Origin of the sequence: Streptomyces sp. NPDC052109 (genome assembly GCF_040680195.1) — a bacterium.
Lineage (GTDB): Bacteria > Actinomycetota > Actinomycetes > Streptomycetales > Streptomycetaceae > Streptomyces.
In genome coordinates, this window is record NZ_JBFAWF010000013.1 from 210,413 (window position 1) to 230,057 (window position 19,645).

Genomic DNA, 19,645 nt, shown 5'->3' on the forward strand with positions numbered 1-19,645 from the left:
GGCCGCCGGTCTCAGCGCCGCCTGCCTCGGCCCGCGCCAGTCTCACCACTCCGGCCGTCCCCACCTCACCGCGCCCCCGCCCGCCATCGCTGCTCCCCGCTGCCGTCCAGGGGCTGGAAGACCACGTCGTGTCTGCCGTCGGGGGTGACCGCCGTCTCGATGGCGATGTTCGGGCGGATCGTGCCGTCGGGGTCGACGGTGAAGCGGAGGTTGTCGCCGTTGCCGCCGTAGACCGCATCGCACTCCCAGATGCCGACGCCCCGGTCGGTCGCGCCCCGGCTGTCCAGGCAGAAGTGGTCGTCGGCCCCCGAGCGCAGCACGCCCAGATAGGTGTCGAACCGCCAGCGCTGGGTGTCGGAGGAGGAGCACGGGGCCGTGATGACGTCGTTGCCCTCCGACAGGTCGCCGTCGCGGATGTCCAGGCAGCGGCCCGTCGCCAGGTTCACCACCTGGGCGAAGGAGGCGCCGGGCGGTGTGAAGGGGGGCGTCGGCGCGGGGGTCGGCTTCGGGGAGGGCGACGGCTGCGCGGTCGGGCGGGACGGACTCGGGGTCGCGGACGGCGTCTTCGACGGGGACGTCGTGGGGGAGGGCGACGGGGACGGGGTGACGGAGACCGTCGCCGTGACCGTCACCGGCGGTGGCGTCGGCGTCGCGGCCGTCGGCTGCTGGTCGTCGCTGTGCGCCGGGGTGAGCAGGAACACCAGGAGCGGGGTGAGGGCCACGCCCAGGGCCGCCGAGGCCAGCAGGACGCGGCGCCGGGGCGGCCAGGCCGCGGCCCGTGCCGCGGGGGCGGCGGGGGCGGCGGGCGGCTCCTCGGCGCGGATGTACGCCGTCCCGCTCCACGGCAGCAGCCCTTCCGCCAGCGTCTGCCGGGGTGCGTCGCGCAGGGCCCGCAGGTCCTCGAACGCGGCCGTGCAGTGCGGACAGCGGGCCATGTGGGCGTCGAGGTCGGCGCTGTAGCGCGGCCCGTCCGGCCGTACCGCCTCCTCGATCAGCCGGCGGAAGTCGGTGCAGCGAGGGTCGTCAGAGGCGGCGAGGCGGGAGCGGAGGCAGGCCTGGGCCAGGGCCTTGAGGGCCTGCGGGGTGCCGTGGGCCACGTCCGCGCGGCTCAGGCCCAGCAGGGCGGCCGTCCGCTCCTGCGGCTCCTGCTCCACCACGTCGTACCAGATCAGGCCCTGATCCCGGGACGACAGGGAGCGGAACGCGGGCAGCAGGGGCGGGGTGGGCCCGTCGGCCAGGCCGGACGCGTTCAGCACGAGCAGCAGTCCGGGGTCGAGGCCGGCCGAGCGCTCGTCGCGCGCCCAGTCTGCGGCCGGCCTGGCCGTGAGCAGCAGGAGCCGGTGGCGCAGCGGGACGGACGGGTCGACGCCGCGGGCCGTCTCGCGGGCCGCCGTGGTGAAGGCCTCGGCCGCCAGCCGGCGGGCGGCGGACTCGCTCGCGGCGCACAGCCGCGCGTAGGCCAGGACCGCCGGATGATGCCGTCGGCGCAGTTCCTGCAGGGCGGGGTACGCCGTCACCGTGGGGGAGCGCAGCAGTTCGGTCAGCCGGGCGTCCGGCGCGTCCGCGGGCTCCCCGCCCGCCTCGGTCCCGTCGGTCCCGGCCTCGTCCCCCTGAGACATGCGTCCAGCCTCCTCGCGCCACCCGGCAGACCGCGCCCTTGCGGTCCCGGCCTGACCTACCAGCCGGTTCGGGGGGCCATAGTGGTCCGACGCGACGGCCGGGAAAAGAGGTTTCCGCGGGTAACCGCATAACGGTTGGGATCACGGGGCGAGTTGGCCGGAAGAGGTGCCAAGAGTCAGGAATGGCGGGCGGGTTCACGGATACCCGCGCCACTCGGAGAGGTGCGTCGGCGAGAACGCCGCAGCGGCCCGGCACCGGGGCCGGGCCGCTGCGCAGCCGTCACAGTGGCGGGGACGCGGAGGTCACTCCTCCAGTGTCAGCCCCTTGCGCAGCCGCACCAGCGTCCGTGACAGCAGCCGGGAGACGTGCATCTGCGAGATGCCGAGCTCCTCGCCGATCTCCGACTGAGTCATGTTCGCCACGAACCGCAGGGAGAGGATCTTCCGGTCCCTGGACGGGAGCTCGGCGATCAGCGGCTTGAGGGACTCGATGTACTCGATGCCCTCCAGGCCGTGGTCCTCGTACCCGATGCGGTCCGCGAGCGCGCCCTCCGTCTCGTCCTCCTCGGGCTGGGCGTCCAGTGAGGAGGCGGTGTACGCGTTCGAGGCGGCCATGCCCTCGACGACCTCGTCGTTGGAGATGCCGAGCTTCTCGGCCAGCTCCGGGACCGTCGGGGCCCGGTCCAGCCGCTGGGCCAGCTCGTCCCCGGCCTTGGCCAGGTCCAGGCGCAGCTCCTGCAGCCTGCGCGGTACGCGCACGGACCACGAGGTGTCGCGGAAGAAGCGCTTGATCTCGCCGATGATGGTCGGCATCGCGAAGGTCGGGAACTCGACGCCGCGGGAGAGCTCGAAGCGGTCGATCGCCTTGATCAGGCCGATGGTGCCGACCTGGATGATGTCCTCCATCGGCTCGCTGCGGGAGCGGAAACGGGAGGCGGCGAACTTGACGAGCGCGAGGTTGAGCTCGACGAGGGTGTTGCGGACGTACGAGTACTCGTGCGTCCCTTCCTCCAGCGACTCCAGGCGCTCGAAGAGGGTCTTGGACAGGGCCCGCGCGTCGACCGGGCCGATCTCGTCGTACGGGGGGATCTCCGGGAGTCCCTCGAAGGCGTCGAGGGCGTCGATGGGATGATCCAGTTGTTCCGGTGGGGGTGTCGACGTCGCGATCGGGGTATGCGATGCGTCGAGCCGGGGTGACATGGGTGTCCTCCATCGTTCTCGGCATAAGGCTGCCGAAGCCAAGACGTGCACTGCGGTGTGCGGCGCCTCCAAAGCCGGCGTGTAGGGGTAGGTGTTCTTACTAGCCCTACCTGCTTCACCGAGACGATCGCAAGTGCGTTCTGTTCAGGTATGTCCGGTTCTGTGAGGTTGTTCGGGTGCCGGAGTGCGCTTGGAAGGCGTAATGTTCGAGAGCAGTCAGCGTCCACGACCTCGGGAGAGAGACGGCATGGACCACGGGACGGTCGGCAGCGCACAGTCGGGCCGGCTTCTGGTGGAGGTGCGGGAAGAGGGCTCCAGCGCCGTAGTGACACCGGCGGGTGAGCTCGACCACCACACCGCCGATCTTTTGCGTGAACCCCTCGACGACCTCCTGGCCAAGGGCTTCTCACGCCTCGTCGTGGACTGCGCACGCCTGGAGTTCTGCGACTCCACGGGCCTGAACGTGCTGCTCGGCGCCCGGCTGAAGGCCGAGGCCGCCGGCGGCGGGGTCCATCTGGCCGGGATGCAGCCGGTGGTCGCCCGTGTGTTCGAGATCACAGGGGCCGAGGCGGTCTTCACCGTGCACGACTCCGTGGAGGCGGCCCTGGCCGACGGCGCCGACTGAGCCGCCGTCCCCGCCCTCCCGTGTGCCGCCGGCCGCGGGCGCCCGCATCGGCGACGCCGAAATCAGGGGTGTTGTGCCGGATCGGCCGGGCAGGAGAGGGCAGGAGAAGGCGGGAAAACCCTGACGAGCGCCGACCCGGACCACCCGGGGGACCGGCGAGACGACTGGACGGGACGTACGTGCGACGGACGGGCGAGCAGGACACCCCGCGCGGACGGCGGGTGGAGACGTACGGACCGGTCGGCACGCACCCGTGTCGGCCCTTTGAACAGTGAACTGGTGAATCGGTGAGGTGAAGCGCTGATGAGCACCACCCGGCCTTACTCGCCGGGCGACCGCGGCCCGGAGCCCAGCGGCGCTTCCGGGGCGTCCGAGGAGGGTGCGCCGGCCGCCGGCGTGCCCACGGGGGCAGCCGCGCCGTCCGTGCCGTCCGGTTCCGCCGGCGGCACTCCGGGCACCGGCGGACCACAGGTCCGCAGAATCGGCCTGCAGGGTGAGAGCGGGGTCGTGCCGCTCGCCCGCGACTTCACCCGCCAGGCGCTGTACGCGTGGGGCTGGCTGCCCGCCGCCGCGGCCGACCAGCGGGCCGCCGCCGAGGACGTGCTGCTCGTCGTCTCCGAGCTGGTCACCAACGCGTGCCTGCACGCCGAGGGGCCCGACGAACTGCTCCTGGCCTGCGACAACAAGGTGATCAGGGTGGAGGTCTCGGACCGCGGCGCCGGCCAGCCGGCCCCCCGCACCCCGCACCGCGCCGGCCGTCCCGGCGGCCACGGCATGTTCATCGTGCAGCGGCTGTGCCTGGACTGGGGCGTCGTGCGCGCCACGGGCCGGCCGGGCAAGACGGTCTGGGCGGAGCTGGGCGCGCCCGCGTAGTCCGTCGGCTTGGGTCCGCGGCTGACACGCGGAAATTCGGTTTCCGCCGGGCCGGGCAGTTCCTACGCTGGGCGCAACGCGCTGAAGGAGAGGAGTAGCCCGGGTCTTTCGCGAGCGGAGAGAGCCGCCGGCAGCTGGGAAGGCGGCCTCGCACCCCGGGTGAATCCCCTCCCGAGTGCGGGGAGGAACGGACCGCCGCGCCACGACGGCCCCCATGCCCCGCCGGCCGGCCCCCGTCATCGGGCCTCACGAGGCCGTCGTACGACGGCGAAGGCGTGGTGGCACCGCGAGCACCCTCTCGCCCACGCCCCGAGGGACGACCCCGGGGCGGACACCGCCGCCCCGCCGACCAGTTGGGCAGCGCCATGCTGGACATCACCCTCATCCGACAGCACCCCGAACGCGTCCGCGAGGGCCTCGCCAAACGAGGCCTGGACGTGGACCTCGACACCTTCCTCGCCCTCGACGAGCGGCTGCGTGAGGCCCGTACGGCCCTGGAGCGGCTGCGCGGCGAACGGCGCCGCGTCTCGGCGGACGTCGCGGGCCGGCGCCGGGCCGGCGAACCCGCGGACGAACCACTCGCCCGGGCCGCCGAACTGGCCGACCTGGTCGCGGAGGCGGCCGCGGCACACGGCCGGCTGGACGCCGAACACCGCGCCTTCCTCGACGGCCTGCCGAATCTCCCCGACCCGGACGTCCCCGCCGGCGGCAAGGAGCACAACGAGGTCGTCCGCACCGGGGGCCACCGCCCGGAGTTCGGCTTCCCGCCCCGGGACCACGTGCAACTCACCCGGGAGCTCGCCCTGGTCGACCACCGGCGCGGGGCCGCGCTCGCCGGCAGCGGGCACTGGGTGTACCGGGGCGAGGGCGCCGCCCTGGAGTGGGCGCTGCTCAACCACTTCCTGGACAGCCACCGCCGGGCGGGTTACACCTTCGTACTCCCGCCCCACCTGCTCACCTGGCAGGCCGGCTACACCGCGGGCCAGTTCCCGAAGTTCGCGGACGACGTCTTCGTCACGGACCGCGCGGCCGACGGCCGTCCCGAGCGGTTCCTGCTGCCCACCGCCGAGACCGCGCTCGCCGCCCTGCACCACGGCGAGACCCTCGACGAGCGCGAGCTGCCGCTCAAGTACGTCGCCTACACCCCCTGTTACCGCAAGGAGGCCGGCGGCTACCGCACCGCCGAGCGGGGCACCCTGCGCGGCCACCAGTTCAACAAGGTCGAACTGTTCCAGCTCACCCGGCCGGCCGACTCGGACGCGGCCCAGCTCGAGCTCCTCGCCCGGGCCGAGGAGCTGGTGGCCGGACTCGGCCTGCACCACCGCGTCGCCCGGCTCGCCGCCCAGGACACCAGCGCCGCCCAGGCCAGGACGTACGACGTCGAGGTCTGGCTGCCCAGCCTGGGCACCTACGCGGAGGTCAGCTCGGTGTCGAACGCCCGCGACTACCAGGCCCGGCGCGGCGGCATCCGGTACCGCCCGGCCGGTGGCGGCAGGCCGGCGTACGTGCACACCCTCAACGCCTCGGGCCTGGCCACCAGCCGGCTGGTGCCGGCCCTCCTGGAACAGCACCAGCGGCCCGACGGCACCGTCGTCGTCCCCGAGGTGCTGCGGCGCTGGGGGCTGCCCGAGGTGCTGCGCAAGGAGTGAGTCCCCGGGCCCACCCTCCACTCCAGCCACCCGTCACACACGCCGGATCGCCACAACTCCGGCGTGTGATGCGTCTTCCCTCCTCACGGCGCCGGGCGTACCTTGACGGCCGAATCTGATGTGCCGTCAGGAAATGTCGGCCGCGATGATTGGGGTGGACCGACCGTGTCGTACCCGAAACGAACCGCCGCGCTCGCGTCCGCCGCGGCCCTGGCCGGCTCGGCGGTGCTGCTGTCCGCGCCGGCCGCCCACGCCGACGTCGTCGATGTCGACTACCGCTGTCAGACGCCCATCGGCGTCAAGAGCGCCGTCTCGCCCATCGACATGACGGGCGTCAAGAGCGGCGGCGGCTACAAGATCACCATGTCCTGGCAGAAGGGCGTCTCCTCCAGCCCCGTCGAGCTGGGCAAGGGTGCGATGACCCCGAGCGCGAGCATCAGCCTCGGCGGCGCCGACAGCGGCACGCTGCCGGTCAGCGGGCCCGCCAACGCGGCCGCGATCCCCGCCGACACCCCCATCAAGATCAGTGACCTGACCGGCACGTACACGCCGAAAAGGACCGGCAAGGTCACCTTCACGCCGGGCACGCTCGTCATCAAGGCACTCGGTACGACGACGACCTGCACGCCGACCAACCATCCGAAACCGGGTCTGACGCTGGACGTGACCGCGGCCACCGGCTCGTCCTCGTCCTCCTCCTCGTCTTCCTCCTCGTCCTCCTCCTCGTCCTCCGGCGGGCAGCTGCCGCAGACCGGTCCGGAGGACTCCGTGGTCGCCCTCGGCACGCTGGGCGGCACGGTGCTGCTCGCCGGTGCGGCGGGCGCGCTCTGGCTGTCCCGGCACGGCCGGACGGTACGCCACTGACCCCGGGCCGACGCCCCCCCGAACCGCAGGCCATCGGCCACCGCCGAAGCCCCGGTCGCCGCCGACGCCGAGGCCAACCGCTGGAGCCGCCCATGCCGTCCGCCGCCCGCGCCCAGACCCGCGCCCGAGCCCATGCCCCGACCCGCCACCGGCGCCCGCTCCCGGTCCGTGCCGCACTGTCCGCGGCCCTGTGCCTGTGCGCCGTGCCGGCCGCCGCACCGAGCGCCTCCGCCGCCTCAGCGGGCTGGTCCGTCGCGCCCGTGGGCGGCGGCCGCCCGTCCTTCTACGCCGAGGGCCCGCCCGGGACGGTCCTGCAGGACACGGTGTCCGTCACCAATCCCGGGCGCGCGCCGGTCGTCGTGCGGCTGTCCGGCACCGGCCCGCGGACCGTCTTCGCGCAGAAGGCCTCCCAGGGGATACGCGTCCCTGGTCGCACCCGCGCCGAGGTGCCCTTCACGGTGACCGTGCCGGCCGGGGCCGCGCCCGGCGACCGCTCCGGCGCCGTCGTCGCGCGCGACGCACGGGGGCGTACGGCGACCGTCCCGATCCGGTTGCGCGTCGGCGGCCCGGCGTTGTCCGCGCTGACCGTCGAGCACCTCGCGGTGCACGCCGACCGCATCACGTACGAGCTGGTCAACCGCGGTACGACCGTCCTCGTGCCGAGGCTCGCGGTGCGCGCGGACGGCATCCTCGGCCGGGTTCTGGACCGCGCGCCGCGCACACTCTCCGTCCATCTGCGCCCCGGCACCAGCCGGAAACTGACCGAGCGCTGGGCGGACCACCCCGCGCTGGACGCCGTCGACGTACGGCTGACGGTCACGGCCTCCGGCGGAGCGCACGCCACGGCGACCGCGTCGGCACGGTTCGTGCCGTGGGGCGCGCCGGCGGGGGCGGTCGGCGCGCTGCTGGCGGGGGCGGGCGCGGTGATCGCCGTGAGGTGCCGCCGTAGGCCGTCCGGCGCGGCGGGCGGCGGCCCGAGGACCACGGGGCCGACGACCGGTGCCCCGGGGTTCAGCCGCGCGGCGGGGGGCGTGCCGGCGGTCGGAGGACCGGGGGCTGCCGGTGGTGGCCAGGGCCCGGGCCCCGGGGCCGAGCTGACGAAAGGCGCGGTGAAGTGAGCGGGAAGGTGGGGGTTCTGCGGTCGGCGGCGGTGGCGGTCGTGATGGTGTGCGCGTGGGTCCTGCTCCCGCTGACCGGCACGGCGGGCGCGGCGGCCGGGCCGGTCGTGAAGCTGTCGGCGACGCAGGCCGGCGCCGGCGGCTCGCTCACCGTCAGCGGGAGCGGCTGGCGGTCGCGTACGTTGCTGATGCTGTTGGTGTGCGGGCGGGCCACGCCGGCCCGGGGTGTCATCGGCGGCACCAACTCCTGCGCCAACGGCGACGGCCGGGCTGTGACCACCGACGCCCGGGGGGCCTTCAGCCGCCGACTCCCGGTCGCCGAGCCGCCCGTGCCCTGCCCCTGTGTGGTGCACGTGGCCACCGTCACCGGCGCCGGGGCGGAGGCGGACGCCGTCCTCCAGGTCGCCGGGCATCCCGTCGCCCCGCTGCCCGCCGAACAGTCCGGTGGCCGGCTGGCGATCCTGTCCGACACCCGGCTGACCGGCTCCAGCGGAGTGCTGACCTGGTTCGGCGCCCCACCGAGCCGCACCCTGGTCTTCACCGTCGGCAACACCGGCACCAGCACGATCAAGGACCCCCTCTTCCAGGTCGGCTCCGCGCACGGCGTCTTCGCTCCGCAGTGGGACGACCGGCAGTGGCACGGCACCCTGGCGCCCGGCAGGAAGGCCGAGGTCAGGCTGCCCGTCGAGCTGTCCGCCGGAGCGCACGGCGACTACACCGTCTCCGTGAGGTACGAAGGCAGGGTCCTCGCCGAACAGCCGTGGGGCGTCGGCCGCCCCTGGGGCGTGACGCTGTTCTGGATCCTGCTCTGCCTGGTGGTCCCGGCCGCGCTGTTCCGCATCGGCATGGCCGTCGTGGACCGGGTGCGGCCGCGCCGCCCGGGTGCCGCCCGCCTCACCCGCACCCTGCGAATGCCCCGGCTGCCCCGCCCCGGGAGCCGTACCACCGAACCGCCCCCCTCGACCCCGACCCTGCCGTGGTTCGCTCCGGACTCCGTCCCGGGCGCCCCGGCCGGCCGGCTCTCCGCACCGCACGACGACAGCCCCACGAGTCCTACGACTCCCACCACGAAGGGACCCACGTGAGCATCCGAAGGAGAGGTACGGCCGCGGGCGCCGCGCTGGCGCTGAGCGGTGCGGGCGTCCTGCTGGGCCTCGCCGCGAGCCCCGCGCAGGCGGCCGAGGTGTCGTACGCCACCCACTGTGTGCCGCCCGCCGGCATCAGCCCGATCGACGGCACCACGAAGGTCGAGATCACCGCGCCGGCCACGGCGAAGGTCGGCGACACGGTGGACGTCGTGTGGAAGTTCGTCCAGGCGGCGTCCAAGAACCCCGACATCATCGACCTGCCCGCCAACTCGGTCCAGCCGTCCGGGGTGCTGAGGGCGGCCGGCGCGCAGACCGCCGACCTCGCGATGCAGGGGACGCGCACGAACCCCGCCATCCCCAAGGGTGGCGACATGGTGCTGTCCGACATGAAGGGCAGCATCAAGCTGACGACGGCCGGCGAGGTGACGCTGACGCCCGACGCGTACACCGTCAACGCGATGTCGACCGACACCAAGTGCACGCCCAGGGAGACCGTGCAGAAGGCGGCGACGATCCAGGTGACGGGAGACGGGGGCGGTGGCACGTCCGGTTCGACGCCGACGCAGTCGACGACACCCACGCAGTCGACGACACCGACCCGGTCCAGCAGCCCCACCGCCACGCCCACCGCGACCGGCGGCAGCGGGCAGAGCGACTTCACCGGCAAGGAGGTGCAGATCCCGTACGCCTGCAAGACCCCGATCGGCGACAAGAACGCGACCTCGCCGGTGCAGATCAACGCCAGGAGGAACGGCGGGAACTTCGACCTCACCGTGCAGTTCAAGAAGTCGGTGATGGACAGCCCCGCCGACATCCCGGCGAACTCCGTGAAGCCGTCCATGGAGGTGGCGGTGGGCGGCGCCGACAAGGGCACGGTGCATGTGGAGGGGCCGACGAACGCCAAGGCCATCAAGTCCGGCGACCCGATCGAGATCCCCGACCTCACCGGCACCTACAAGCCCGGCGCGAGCGGCACCTCGACGCTGTCCCCGGGCGTCCTCACGGTCAAGGCGCTGGGTACGACCACGACGTGCACACCGACCCGGACCGAGGTCTCGCTCACCCTGGACACCAGCCGGCAGCCGGGCGGCACGTCCGGAGGCACGTCGACGTCAGGCGGCACCTCCTCGACCGGCGGCAGCAGCACCTCCGGCTCCGGCGGCCTCGCCGAGACCGGCGCGAGCGACCACGGCGCCCTGAAGGCCCTCGGCCTGGTGGCCGGCACGGCGATCCTGCTGGGGGGAGCGGTGTTCACGTTCATGCCACGGCGCGGGGCGCGCTAGGTGTATTGCCCTGGCCGCCCCGGGGGCACGGGGAGCGCGCGACCGGCCGCGGACGACCAGCAGCCGCCGACGCGCAGCGGCCCCATGGCTCTTTGAACCGTCTCGCACACGCCAAGAGGGCCGCCGCTCCCACCGGGATGCGGCGGCCCTCCGTCGGCCGGGTCCGAGCGACTAGTGAACGTCGCCCATCAGCTTGTTGACCTTCTTGCGGTACACCCACACCGCCGCACCGGCGACGACGGCGAGCACGGCCTCCAGGGCGACGAAGCCCATCTTGTCGAGGTTGACGCCGCCGACGGCCGGGTTGGAGACCAGCGCGGTGACGGAGTCACCCGCGGTGACCGCGAGGAACCAGACGCCCATCATCTGCGAGGCGTACTTCTTCGGCGCCATCTTCGTCGTCACCGACAGACCCACCGGCGACAGCGTCAGCTCACCGACGGTCTGCACGAAGTAGATCGCGACCAGCCACATCGCCGCGGCCTTGTGACCGCCCTCGGCGATCGACAGCGGGGCGAGGAAGAGGAAGAAGGACGCACCGATCAGCACCAGGCCGGAGGCGAACTTCACGATCGTGCTCGGCTCCTTGCCGCGCCGGTTCAGCCACAGCCACGCCCAGGCGAAGACCGGCGCCAGGGCCATGATCATGACCGGGTTGACCGACTGGTACCAGGAGACCGGGAACGTCCAGCCGGCGATCGAGTTCTTCGCCGAGCTGTCCGCGAAGAGCGACAGGGTCGAGCCGCCCTGGTCGTAGATCATCCAGAAGACGGCGGCGGCCACGAAGAACCAGATGTACGCCGACACCTTCGACTTCTCTTCCGCGGCCAGGTCCTTGTCCCGGCGGATGCGGGCGATGACCATGATCGGAATGATCAGGCCGATCAGGGTGAGCGGGATCAGCGCCCAGTTCAGGGTGAAGTGGCCGGTGCCGCCGACGAGGCCGTAGAAGACCGCGGCGATGACGAGCCAGATCAGGCCCTTGCGCAGGGTGGCGGACTTCTCCGCGGGGGTCAGCGGGGTCGGGACCTCGCTGCTCTTCGGGCTCAGGTGGCGGCCGCCGAGCAGGTACTGGGCCAGACCCAGCGCCATGCCGAGCGCGGCCAGCGCGAAGCCCAGGTGCCAGTTGACGTTCTCACCGACGGTGCCGATGACCAGCGGCGCGGCGAACGCGCCCAGGTTGATGCCGATGTAGAAGAGCGTGAAGCCACCGTCGCGGCGCGCGTCGTCGGGGCCCTTGTAGAGGTGGCCGACCATCGTGGAGATGTTGGCCTTCAGCAATCCCGAACCGATGGCGACGAGACCCAGGCCGACGAAGAAGCTGGCGGCCACGGGGAGCGCCAGGCACAGGTGGCCCAGCATGATGATCACGCCCGAGACGGCGACCGTCTTGCGGGGGCCGAGCACACGGTCGGCGAACCAGCCGCCGGGAAGGGCGAGCAGGTACACGAGCGACACGTACACCGAGTAGATCGCGGTCGCCGTGCCCGCGCTCAGGTGCAGGCCACCCGGGGCCACCAGGTACAGCGGGAGCAGGGCCCTCATGCCGTAGTAGGAGAACCGCTCCCACATCTCGGTCATGAAGAGAGTGGCCAGGCCGCGGGGGTGGCCGAAGAAGGTCTTCTCGGAGCCGGGGGTGCCCGGGCGGACCGAGTCCTTCGTCAGGCTGGACGCCATGGTCGTTCCTTGCTGGTCGGGACGCGCGGCTGGAGCGTTGCGCGCCCGGTGGGGGTGCGGCCGGCACCGGCAGGGTCGGTCGTCCACCCCCACGCCCAGGGGGAGTCCGCTCCGGATCGCGAAGCGGCGGACGGCGACCACCGGGATCCACGCCCCGCGACGCATCGGTGCGTCCGGAGCCCGGCCAGAGGTCATTCCTTTCAAGGCTGGTGTCTCACCAACCCGTACACAAAAGAGACCTTCAGCGTCAGATGCCCGCCAAAGGTCCCCGGATGTACTACAGGCGTTCACGTCACTGTACGGCAGGACACTGCCGGATATGGAAGGACTTGAGACGCGGATCACAGGTGTCGAGGGAACCGCAGGACCGGAATCGAAGGTCCTTCCTACGATCGCATCCCCAGAGCGATGGTCCGTACCAGCGGTGTGCGAAGGTAAGAGTTCCTGGAAGCGATCACACCCCAGCACAATGCGCGGGCGGTCTACCATCACCTCATGACCCGTGTACTGCTCGCCGAGGACGACGCGTCCATCTCGGAGCCGCTGGCCCGCGCCCTGCGCCGGGAAGGTTACGAGGTCGAGGTGCGCGAGGACGGACCCACCGCGCTCGACGCCGGAATGCAGGGCGGCGTCGACCTGGTCGTACTGGACCTGGGACTGCCGGGCATGGACGGCCTGGAGGTCGCCCGCCGACTGCGGGCCGACGGTCACACCGTGCCGATCCTCATCCTGACCGCGCGGGCCGACGAGGTGGACACCGTCGTCGGCCTGGACGCGGGCGCCGACGACTACGTCACCAAGCCCTTCCGGCTCGCCGAACTGCTCGCCCGGGTGCGGGCGCTGCTCCGGCGCGGTGCCGCCGAGCCGCAGCAGCCGCCGGCCACGCACGGGGTGCGGATCGACGTCGAGTCGCACCGGGCGTGGATGGGCGACGAGGAACTGCAGCTCACCGCCAAGGAGTTCGACCTGCTGCGGGTCCTGGTGCGGGACGCCGGCCGGGTCGTCACGCGCGACCAGCTGATGCGCGAGGTCTGGGACACCACGTGGTGGTCGTCCACGAAGACCCTCGACATGCACATCTCCTGGCTGCGCAAGAAGCTCGGCGACGACGCGGCGAACCCCCGGTACATCGCGACGGTCCGCGGCGTGGGCTTCCGCTTCGAGAAGAGCTGAGCCCCTCCCCGGGGCCCAGCGATCACCCCAGGTGACGGAACATGCGCCGACGTCTCATCCAGTCCACCCTCGCCGTCGTCCTCGTCGTGATCGCGGTCTTCGGCATCTCCCTGGTGATCGTCGAGACGCGGACGATCAGCAACAGCGCCCAGGAGCGGGTGGAGTCCGAGGCGGTGCGGCTGGCCAGCATCGTGGACAGCCGGATCCTCGCCGCGGAGAACGTCAACGCGGACGTGCTGCGCAATCCGGTCAGCAAGGAGCAGTACGCGGTCATCCGCATGCCCGGCCACACCCCGATCGAGATCGGCACCAAGCCGCAGGGCGACGTGATCCACGCCACTCAGCAGGGCGAGGAGGGCGAGACGGTCACCGTGCAGGAGCCGCGCTCCGCGGTGACCCGCGAGGTGGGCCGCACCCTGCTGATCATCGGGCTGGTGGCGCTGCTCGCGGTGGTCGCGGCCGTGCTGCTCGCCGTACGGCAGGCCAATCGGCTCGCCTCCCCGCTGACCGACCTCGCGGAGACCGCCGAGCGGCTCGGCTCCGGTGACCCGCGCCCGCGGCACAAGCGGTACGGCGTCCCCGAGCTGGACCGCGTCGCCGATGTGCTGGATTCCTCCGCCGAGCGGATCGGGCGCATGCTGACGGCCGAACGCCGCCTGGCCGCCGACGCCTCCCACCAGCTGCGCACCCCGCTGACCGCGCTGTCCATGCGCCTCGAGGAGATCACCCTCACCGACGACCCGGACATCGTGAAGGAAGAGGCGAACGTCGCGCTCACCCAGGTCGAGCGGCTCACGGACGTGGTCGAGCGGCTGCTGACGAACGCCCGCGACCCGCGTACCGGCTCCGCCGTCACCTTCGATCTGGACGAGGTCATCCAGCAGCAGCTCGCCGAGTGGCGGCCCGCCTACCGCAGCGCCGGCCGGGCCATCGTCAGCTCCGGCAAGCGGCATCTGCAGGCCGTCGGCACACCGGGCGCGGTCGCCCAGGTGCTGGCGGCGCTGATCGAGAACTCCCTCATGCACGGCGGCGGTACGGTGGCGCTGCGCACCCGGGTCACCGGTAACCAGGCCGTGGTCGAGGTCACCGACGAGGGTCCCGGGGTCCCGGCCGACCTCGGCGCGCGGATCTTCGAGCGGACGATCAGCGGGCGGAACTCCACGGGGATCGGCCTGGCCGTCGCCCGCGACCTCGCGGAGGCCGACGGCGGCCGCCTGGAACTGCTGCAAGCCCAGCCGCCGGTGTTCGGTCTGTTCCTGTCGCGCACACCGCCAGCCCGCAAGCCGGAGGAGGAACTGCCGACGGTCCGGTGAGGCTGCCGCGATCCGTCGTCGTCCGGCCGCGGCGCCACCGCGGTCGCGCGCGGTTCCCCGCGCCCCTCCGGTGCGCCGCCCGCAGGGCCTAGGGGACCCGCTGGGACTTCGGCTCGGAGTCGGGGTGCGGCCTCTTGGACTCGGCCACCAGGATCGACTCGGCCTCCTGCGTCGGCTGCACGCGGAACACCCAGGTGCGGTACGACCAGAAGCGGAACAGCGTCGCGACGCCGATGCCGACGAACTTGAAGACGTTGCTCTGCAGCGGGCTGTCCCAGCCGAAGCCGTAGGTCGCCGCGTACAGCACGCCGTTCTCGATCACCAGGCCGATGGCGCTGAAGAGGAGGAAGAGCGTGAGCTCCTTGGTGCGCCCGCCCTTGTCGCGGTCCCGGTACGTCCAGTAGCGGAACCCGACGTAGTTGAAGACGATCGCGACCACCGTCGCGATGATGCTGGCGCGCACCACCGGCAGGTCGGAGACGTGCCGGACCAGGTTGAAGACGCCGAGGTTGACGAAGATGCCCGCAACGCCGACGGTGCCGAACTTGGCCACCTCGCGTACGAGCCGTTGCAGCCCCGAGGAACGAGGTTCCATGGCTGTGCAGCTCCCGTCGGTAGGTTTCGTCAGCCCAGCCATGCTATCCAGGCGAACCCGCCGCCGCCTGTGCACAAGCCAAAGACCAGGAAACAGCTCGGAAAGAGGGCGGAAAGCGACTGGTAAGAGATCGTGGGAGGGACGCGATACGGTCGCCCCCGCGTGGCCGATACGCTAGGGGTGTGACGTTCCCGGTAGTCGGCATGGTCGGCGGGGGGCAGCTCGCGCGTATGACGCACGAGGCGGGCATCCCGTTGGGCATCAGGTTCAAGCTTCTCAGTGACACCCCTCAGGATTCCGCGGCGCAGGTCGTGAGCGATGTCGTCATCGGCGACTATCGCGACCTGGACACGCTGCGAGAGTTCGCGCGCGGTTGCGATGTGATCACCTTCGATCACGAACATGTACCCACCGAGCACCTCAGGGCCCTGGAGGCGGACGGTATCCCCGTGCGCCCGGGGCCCGACGCGCTGGTGCACGCCCAGGACAAGGGCGTGATGCGCGCGAGGCTCGACGCGATCGGCATCCCGTGCCCGCGGCACCGGATCGTCGCCGACCCGGAGGATGTCGTCCGGTTCGCCGCGGAAGGGGACGGCTTCCCGGTCGTCCTCAAGACCGTGCGCGGCGGCTACGACGGCAAGGGCGTGTGGGTCGTGGACTGCGCCGAGGAGGCTGCCGACCCGTTCCGGGCCGGTGTCCCGGTCCTCGCCGAGGAGAAGGTCGACTACGTCCGCGAGCTCGCCGCCAACGTCGTACGCTCCCCGCACGGGCAGGCCGTCGCCTACCCGGTGGTGGAGTCGCAGCAGGTGAACGGCGTCTGCGACACGGTCATAGCCCCGGCCCCGGACCTGGACGAGGAGCTGGCCCTCGAGGCCGAGCAGATGGCGCTGACCATCGCCAAGGAGCTGGGCGTCGTCGGCCACCTCGCGGTGGAGCTGTTCCAGACCCGCGACGGCCGCATCCTCGTCAACGAGCTGGCGATGCGCCCGCACAACTCCGGGCACTGGACCCAGGACGGCGCGATCACCTCGCAGTTCGCCAACCACGTCCGCGCGGTCCTCGACCTCCCGCTCGGCGACCCGCGCCCGCGCGCCAGGTGGACGGTGATGGTCAACGTCCTGGGTGGCGACTACCCGGACATGTACTCCGCGTACTTGCACTGCATGGCCCGCGACCCCAAGCTCAAGGTCCACATGTACGGCAAGGACGTGAAGCCCGGCCGCAAGGTCGGACACGTCAACACCTACGGCGACGACCTGGACGACGTGCTGGAGCGCGCCCGTCACGCAGCCGGCTACCTGAGAGGCACCATCACCGAATGAGCCCTGTTGTTGGCATCGTCATGGGGTCGGACTCCGACTGGCCCGTCATGGAGGCCGCCGCCAAGGCCCTGGACGAGTTCGAGATCGGGTACGAGGTCGACGTCGTCTCCGCGCACCGCATGCCCCGCGAGATGATCACGTACGGTGAGCAGGCCGCCGACCGGGGCCTGAAGGTGATCATCGCGGGTGCGGGCGGTGCCGCCCATCTGCCGGGCATGCTCGCCTCGGTGACCCCGCTGCCGGTCATCGGCGTGCCGGTGCCGCTGAAGTACCTCGACGGCATGGACTCGCTGATGTCCATCGTGCAGATGCCGGCCGGTGTGCCCGTGGCCACCGTCTCCGTGGCCGGTGCCCGCAACGCCGGTCTCCTCGCGGCCCGCATCCTCGCCACGCACGACGAGGAGCTGCTGCACAGGATGCGCGACTTCCAGCAGGACCTCAACGACCAGGCCACCGAGAAGGGCAAGCGGCTGCGCTCCAAGGTCGAGGGCCAGGGCCACTTCGGCTTCGGGAAGTGACGCCGATGACCTCCCTCGAGGAAGCCCGCGCGCTGCTGCGCGAGTTCCCGGTCGTGGACGGCCACAACGACCTGCCGTGGGCGCTGCGCAAGGCGGCCGGCTACGACCTCGACACGCTCGACATCGCCGCCGACCAGCGGGAACGCCTGCACACCGACCTCGGGCGGCTGCGTGCGGGCGGGGTCGGGGCCCAGTACTGGTCGGTGTACGTGCCCGCCGAGCAGCCCGAGCCGGTGGCGGCGACGCTGGAGCAGATCGACTGCGTGCGGCAGATGCTGGCCCGCTACCCGGCCGAGCTGGCGCCCGCCCTGACCGCCGCTGACATGGAGGCGGCCCGCCGGGACGGCCGTATCGCCTCCCTGATGGGCGCGGAGGGCGGCCACTCCGTCGCCAACTCGCTGGGCACCCTGCGCGGCCTGTACGAGCTCGGCGTGCGCTACATGACGCTCACCCACAACTCCAACGTGGACTGGGCGGACTCCGCGACCGACGAGCCGAAGGCCGGCGGCCTGACCTCCTTCGGCCGCGAGGTCGTCCGCGAGATGAACCGGCTCGGCATGCTGGTCGACCTCTCCCACGTGGCCGCGACGACCATGCGGGACGCCCTGGACGCGACCTCCGCGCCGGTGATCTTCTCGCACTCCTCCGCCCGCGCGGTGTGCGACCACCCCCGCAACATCCCCGACGACGTGCTGGAGCGGCTGCCCGGCAACGGCGGCGTGGCGATGGTGACGTTCGTGCCGAAGTTCGTGCTCCAGGCCGCCGTCGACTGGACGGCGGCGGCCGACGACAATCTGCGCGCCCACGGCCTCCACCACCTCGACACCAGCCCCGAGGCGATGAAGCTGCACCGCGCGTTCGAGGAGCGCACGCCGCGCCCGGTCGCCACGGTGTCCACGGTCGCGGACCACCTGGACCACATGCGCGAGGTGGCCGGCATCGACCACCTGGGCGTAGGCGGCGACTACGACGGCACCGCGTTCACCCCGGACGGCCTCAGCGACGTCTCCGGCTACCCGAACCTGCTCGCGGAACTGCTCGACCGCGGCTGGTCCAGGGCCGACCTGGCCAAGCTGACCTGGCAGAACGCGGTGCGGGTGCTGGGTGCGGCCGAGGACGTGGCCCGTGACCTTCAGGCCACCCGGGCACCCTCCAACGCCACCATCGAGTCACTGGACGGCTGACGGTCCAGGGCGGGGTAGTCGTTGTAGCCGGCGGCCCCGCCCACGTACATGAAGTAGCGGTCCCGGACCGGGTTGAGCGGTGCGCCGAGGCGCAGCCGGTCCACCAGGTCCGGGTTGGCGAGGAACGGCCGGCCGAGCGCCACCAGGTCGGCGCCGGCCGCCAGCATCCGGCGCGCGGCCCCGCTCACGGCCTCGGTGGACAGATCGGTCAGGTCCGGGTTGCCGATCAGCACGCCGGGCCAGTCGGCGCGGATCCGCCGGTACCACCCGGACCCCGGGTCCGAGCGCACCAGGTGCAGATAGGCCAGGCCCAGGCCCTTGAGCCGGCCCAGGAGCGCGGTGTAGAGGGCCCCGGTGTCGTTCTCCCGAACGCCGTTGACGGTGGAGGCGGGGGAGACGCGGATGCCGACCCGGTCCGCGCCGATCGCGTCGGCCACGGCCTCGGTGACCTCCGCCGCGAACCGCACCCGCCGCTCGATCGAGCCGCCGTAGGCGTCGTCACGGCGGTTGGTGTTGTCCGCGAGGAACTGGTGCAGCAGCATCCCGTTGGCCGAGTGCACCTCGACACCTTCGAAGCCCGCCTCGACGGCCCGGCGCGCGGCGGCGGCGAAGTCGGCGATCGTGGCCCGGATGTCGTCCGCCGTCATCTCGCGGGGCACGGCGGCAGGCCGGTGCCCGCCCGGTGTGAGGATCGTCTCCGGCAGCGGGACCGCCGAGGGCGCCACCGGGGTCAGGCCCGTGGTCGCCGGATGGCTGACCCGGCCGCCGTGCTGGAGCTGCAGGAACATCCGGCCGCCGGCCGCCCGGACCGCGTCGGTGACCTGCCGCCAGCCGGCCGTGTGCCGGTCGGTGTGGATCGCGGTGATGTCCGGGTACGTCTGCCCGACCGCGTTCGGCGTCGAGCCCTCGGCGATGATCAGCCCGGCCGTGGCGCGCTGGGCGTAGTGGGTGACCATCAGGTCCGTCGGGGTGCCGTCGGCCGCCGCGCGGTTGCGGGTGAGCGGTGCCATCACGAGGTGGTTCGGGAGCGCCAGCCGGCCGAGCCGGGCCGGGGCCAGGAAGTCCGTTGTCCGTGTCATGCGGGCACGGTAGAACTTGACACCGACGTCAGATTCAAGCCCTCTTCGGGGAGGCGGCGGATGAGGATCGGCGAACTGGCCCGGCGCACCGGGGTGAGCGAGCGGTCGCTGCGCTACTACGAGACCCGGGGCCTGCTCACGGCAGAGCGCACCCCCGGTGGCCACCGCGACTACCCGGAGTGGGCCGTCGACCGCGTCATCCGGATCCAGGAGCTGTACGCGGCCGGGCTGAACAGCGAGAAGATCCGGCAGTTGCTGCCCTGCATGCGTGACCGGGACGGCGGACCCTCGGCGATCGCCACCCCGCGCCTGGTGCAGGACCTCACCGCCGAACGCGACCGCATCGACAGCATGATCGCCGACCTGAAGCGCTCCCGGGAGACCCTGGACGAGGTGATCCGCACCGCCCGGGACGCCTGACCAGGCGTACCCCCGAACGCCCCACTCACCAGGAAGCGCTCCTCC

Annotated in this window: 18 protein-coding genes; 13 read left to right on the plus strand and 5 right to left on the minus strand. The window is 72.4% G+C overall.

All coding sequences use genetic code 11. From position 1 onward, the window contains the following. Positions 1 to 65: 65 nt before the first annotated feature. On the minus strand, positions 66 to 1,619 hold the full coding sequence (locus AB0L59_RS25775; protein ID WP_365587859.1) for a ricin-type beta-trefoil lectin domain protein: 1,554 nt from the start codon (positions 1,617 to 1,619) through the stop codon (positions 66 to 68). 303 nt (positions 1,620 to 1,922) lie between these two features. Further along, a complete protein-coding gene (locus AB0L59_RS25780; RefSeq protein ID WP_365587861.1) occupies positions 1,923 to 2,819 on the minus strand; it encodes an RNA polymerase sigma factor SigF in 897 nt (298 codons plus the stop codon). 247 nt (positions 2,820 to 3,066) lie between these two features. Here AB0L59_RS25780 and AB0L59_RS25785 point away from each other — a divergent pair, with 247 nt between their 5' ends. The 7 genes from AB0L59_RS25785 (at position 3,067) to AB0L59_RS25815 (ending at position 10,319) form a co-directional block, all read left to right on the plus strand. Continuing rightward, positions 3,067 to 3,444, plus strand: a complete 378-nt coding sequence (locus AB0L59_RS25785) for an STAS domain-containing protein (RefSeq protein WP_365587864.1) — start codon at positions 3,067 to 3,069, stop codon at positions 3,442 to 3,444. 303 nt (positions 3,445 to 3,747) lie between these two features. Then, positions 3,748 to 4,317, plus strand: a complete 570-nt coding sequence (locus tag AB0L59_RS25790) for an ATP-binding protein (protein ID WP_365587867.1) — start codon at positions 3,748 to 3,750, stop codon at positions 4,315 to 4,317. A 365-nt stretch (positions 4,318 to 4,682) separates the two neighbouring features. Beyond that, positions 4,683 to 5,966, plus strand: a complete 1,284-nt coding sequence (serS, locus tag AB0L59_RS25795; protein WP_365587869.1) for a serine--tRNA ligase — start codon at positions 4,683 to 4,685, stop codon at positions 5,964 to 5,966. Positions 5,967 to 6,131: 165 nt separating this feature from the next. Continuing rightward, complete coding sequence (locus tag AB0L59_RS25800; protein WP_365587872.1) at positions 6,132 to 6,830, plus strand: LPXTG cell wall anchor domain-containing protein; 699 nt, start codon at positions 6,132 to 6,134, stop codon at positions 6,828 to 6,830. 92 nt (positions 6,831 to 6,922) lie between these two features. Continuing rightward, entirely contained in the window at positions 6,923 to 7,948 is a 1,026-nt protein-coding gene (locus AB0L59_RS25805; protein ID WP_365587874.1) for a hypothetical protein, read from the plus strand. Positions 7,949 to 7,992: 44 nt separating this feature from the next. Further along, positions 7,993 to 9,033, plus strand: coding sequence for a hypothetical protein (locus AB0L59_RS25810; protein ID WP_365587952.1), 1,041 nt, complete (start codon positions 7,993 to 7,995; stop codon positions 9,031 to 9,033). Continuing rightward, positions 9,030 to 10,319, plus strand: a complete 1,290-nt coding sequence (locus AB0L59_RS25815; RefSeq protein ID WP_365587876.1) for a hypothetical protein — start codon at positions 9,030 to 9,032, stop codon at positions 10,317 to 10,319. The genes AB0L59_RS25810 and AB0L59_RS25815 overlap by 4 nt, the downstream gene beginning before the upstream one ends. A gap of 171 nt (positions 10,320 to 10,490) precedes the next feature. Here the strand turns inward: AB0L59_RS25815 and AB0L59_RS25820 are convergent, their stop codons facing one another. Next, the gene (locus AB0L59_RS25820; protein WP_365587878.1) at positions 10,491 to 11,996 is read right to left on the minus strand and encodes an oligopeptide:H+ symporter; all 1,506 of its coding nucleotides are present in this window, start codon (positions 11,994 to 11,996) and stop codon (positions 10,491 to 10,493) included. Between the two features lie 495 nt (positions 11,997 to 12,491). Here AB0L59_RS25820 and AB0L59_RS25825 point away from each other — a divergent pair, with 495 nt between their 5' ends. Then, on the plus strand, positions 12,492 to 13,169 hold the full coding sequence (locus AB0L59_RS25825; RefSeq protein ID WP_020940464.1) for a response regulator transcription factor: 678 nt from the start codon (positions 12,492 to 12,494) through the stop codon (positions 13,167 to 13,169). A gap of 41 nt (positions 13,170 to 13,210) precedes the next feature. Next, a complete protein-coding gene (locus AB0L59_RS25830) occupies positions 13,211 to 14,482 on the plus strand; it encodes an ATP-binding protein (RefSeq protein WP_365587881.1) in 1,272 nt (423 codons plus the stop codon). A gap of 88 nt (positions 14,483 to 14,570) precedes the next feature. On the opposite strand, the gene AB0L59_RS25835 is transcribed toward AB0L59_RS25830, so the two are convergent. Beyond that, a complete protein-coding gene (locus AB0L59_RS25835) occupies positions 14,571 to 15,077 on the minus strand; it encodes a GtrA family protein (protein WP_365587883.1) in 507 nt (168 codons plus the stop codon). A gap of 182 nt (positions 15,078 to 15,259) precedes the next feature. Here AB0L59_RS25835 and AB0L59_RS25840 point away from each other — a divergent pair, with 182 nt between their 5' ends. Genes AB0L59_RS25840 through AB0L59_RS25850 form a run of 3 tightly spaced genes read left to right on the plus strand, consistent with a single transcriptional unit; the run spans position 15,260 to position 18,101 of the window. After that, positions 15,260 to 16,399 carry a 5-(carboxyamino)imidazole ribonucleotide synthase gene (locus AB0L59_RS25840; RefSeq protein WP_365587886.1) on the plus strand — a complete coding sequence of 380 codons (1,140 nt, stop codon included), beginning with the start codon at positions 15,260 to 15,262 and terminating at the stop codon, positions 16,397 to 16,399. Next, positions 16,396 to 16,917, plus strand: coding sequence for a 5-(carboxyamino)imidazole ribonucleotide mutase (gene purE / locus AB0L59_RS25845; RefSeq protein ID WP_365587889.1), 522 nt, complete (start codon positions 16,396 to 16,398; stop codon positions 16,915 to 16,917). The genes AB0L59_RS25840 and purE overlap by 4 nt, the downstream gene beginning before the upstream one ends. Before the next feature lie 5 nt (positions 16,918 to 16,922). Beyond that, complete coding sequence (locus tag AB0L59_RS25850) at positions 16,923 to 18,101, plus strand: dipeptidase (protein WP_365587891.1); 1,179 nt, start codon at positions 16,923 to 16,925, stop codon at positions 18,099 to 18,101. On the opposite strand, the gene AB0L59_RS25855 is transcribed toward AB0L59_RS25850, so the two are convergent. Next, positions 18,050 to 19,180 (minus strand): alkene reductase, encoded by a 1,131-nt coding sequence (locus AB0L59_RS25855; protein WP_365587893.1) that lies wholly within the window; start codon positions 19,178 to 19,180, stop codon positions 18,050 to 18,052. The two genes, AB0L59_RS25850 and AB0L59_RS25855, sit on opposite strands and share 52 nt — an antisense overlap. 60 nt (positions 19,181 to 19,240) lie before the next feature. On the opposite strand from AB0L59_RS25855, the gene AB0L59_RS25860 reads away from it, so the two are divergent. Next, positions 19,241 to 19,600 (plus strand): MerR family transcriptional regulator, encoded by a 360-nt coding sequence (locus AB0L59_RS25860; RefSeq protein WP_365587896.1) that lies wholly within the window; start codon positions 19,241 to 19,243, stop codon positions 19,598 to 19,600. Positions 19,601 to 19,645: the final 45 nt, after the last annotated feature.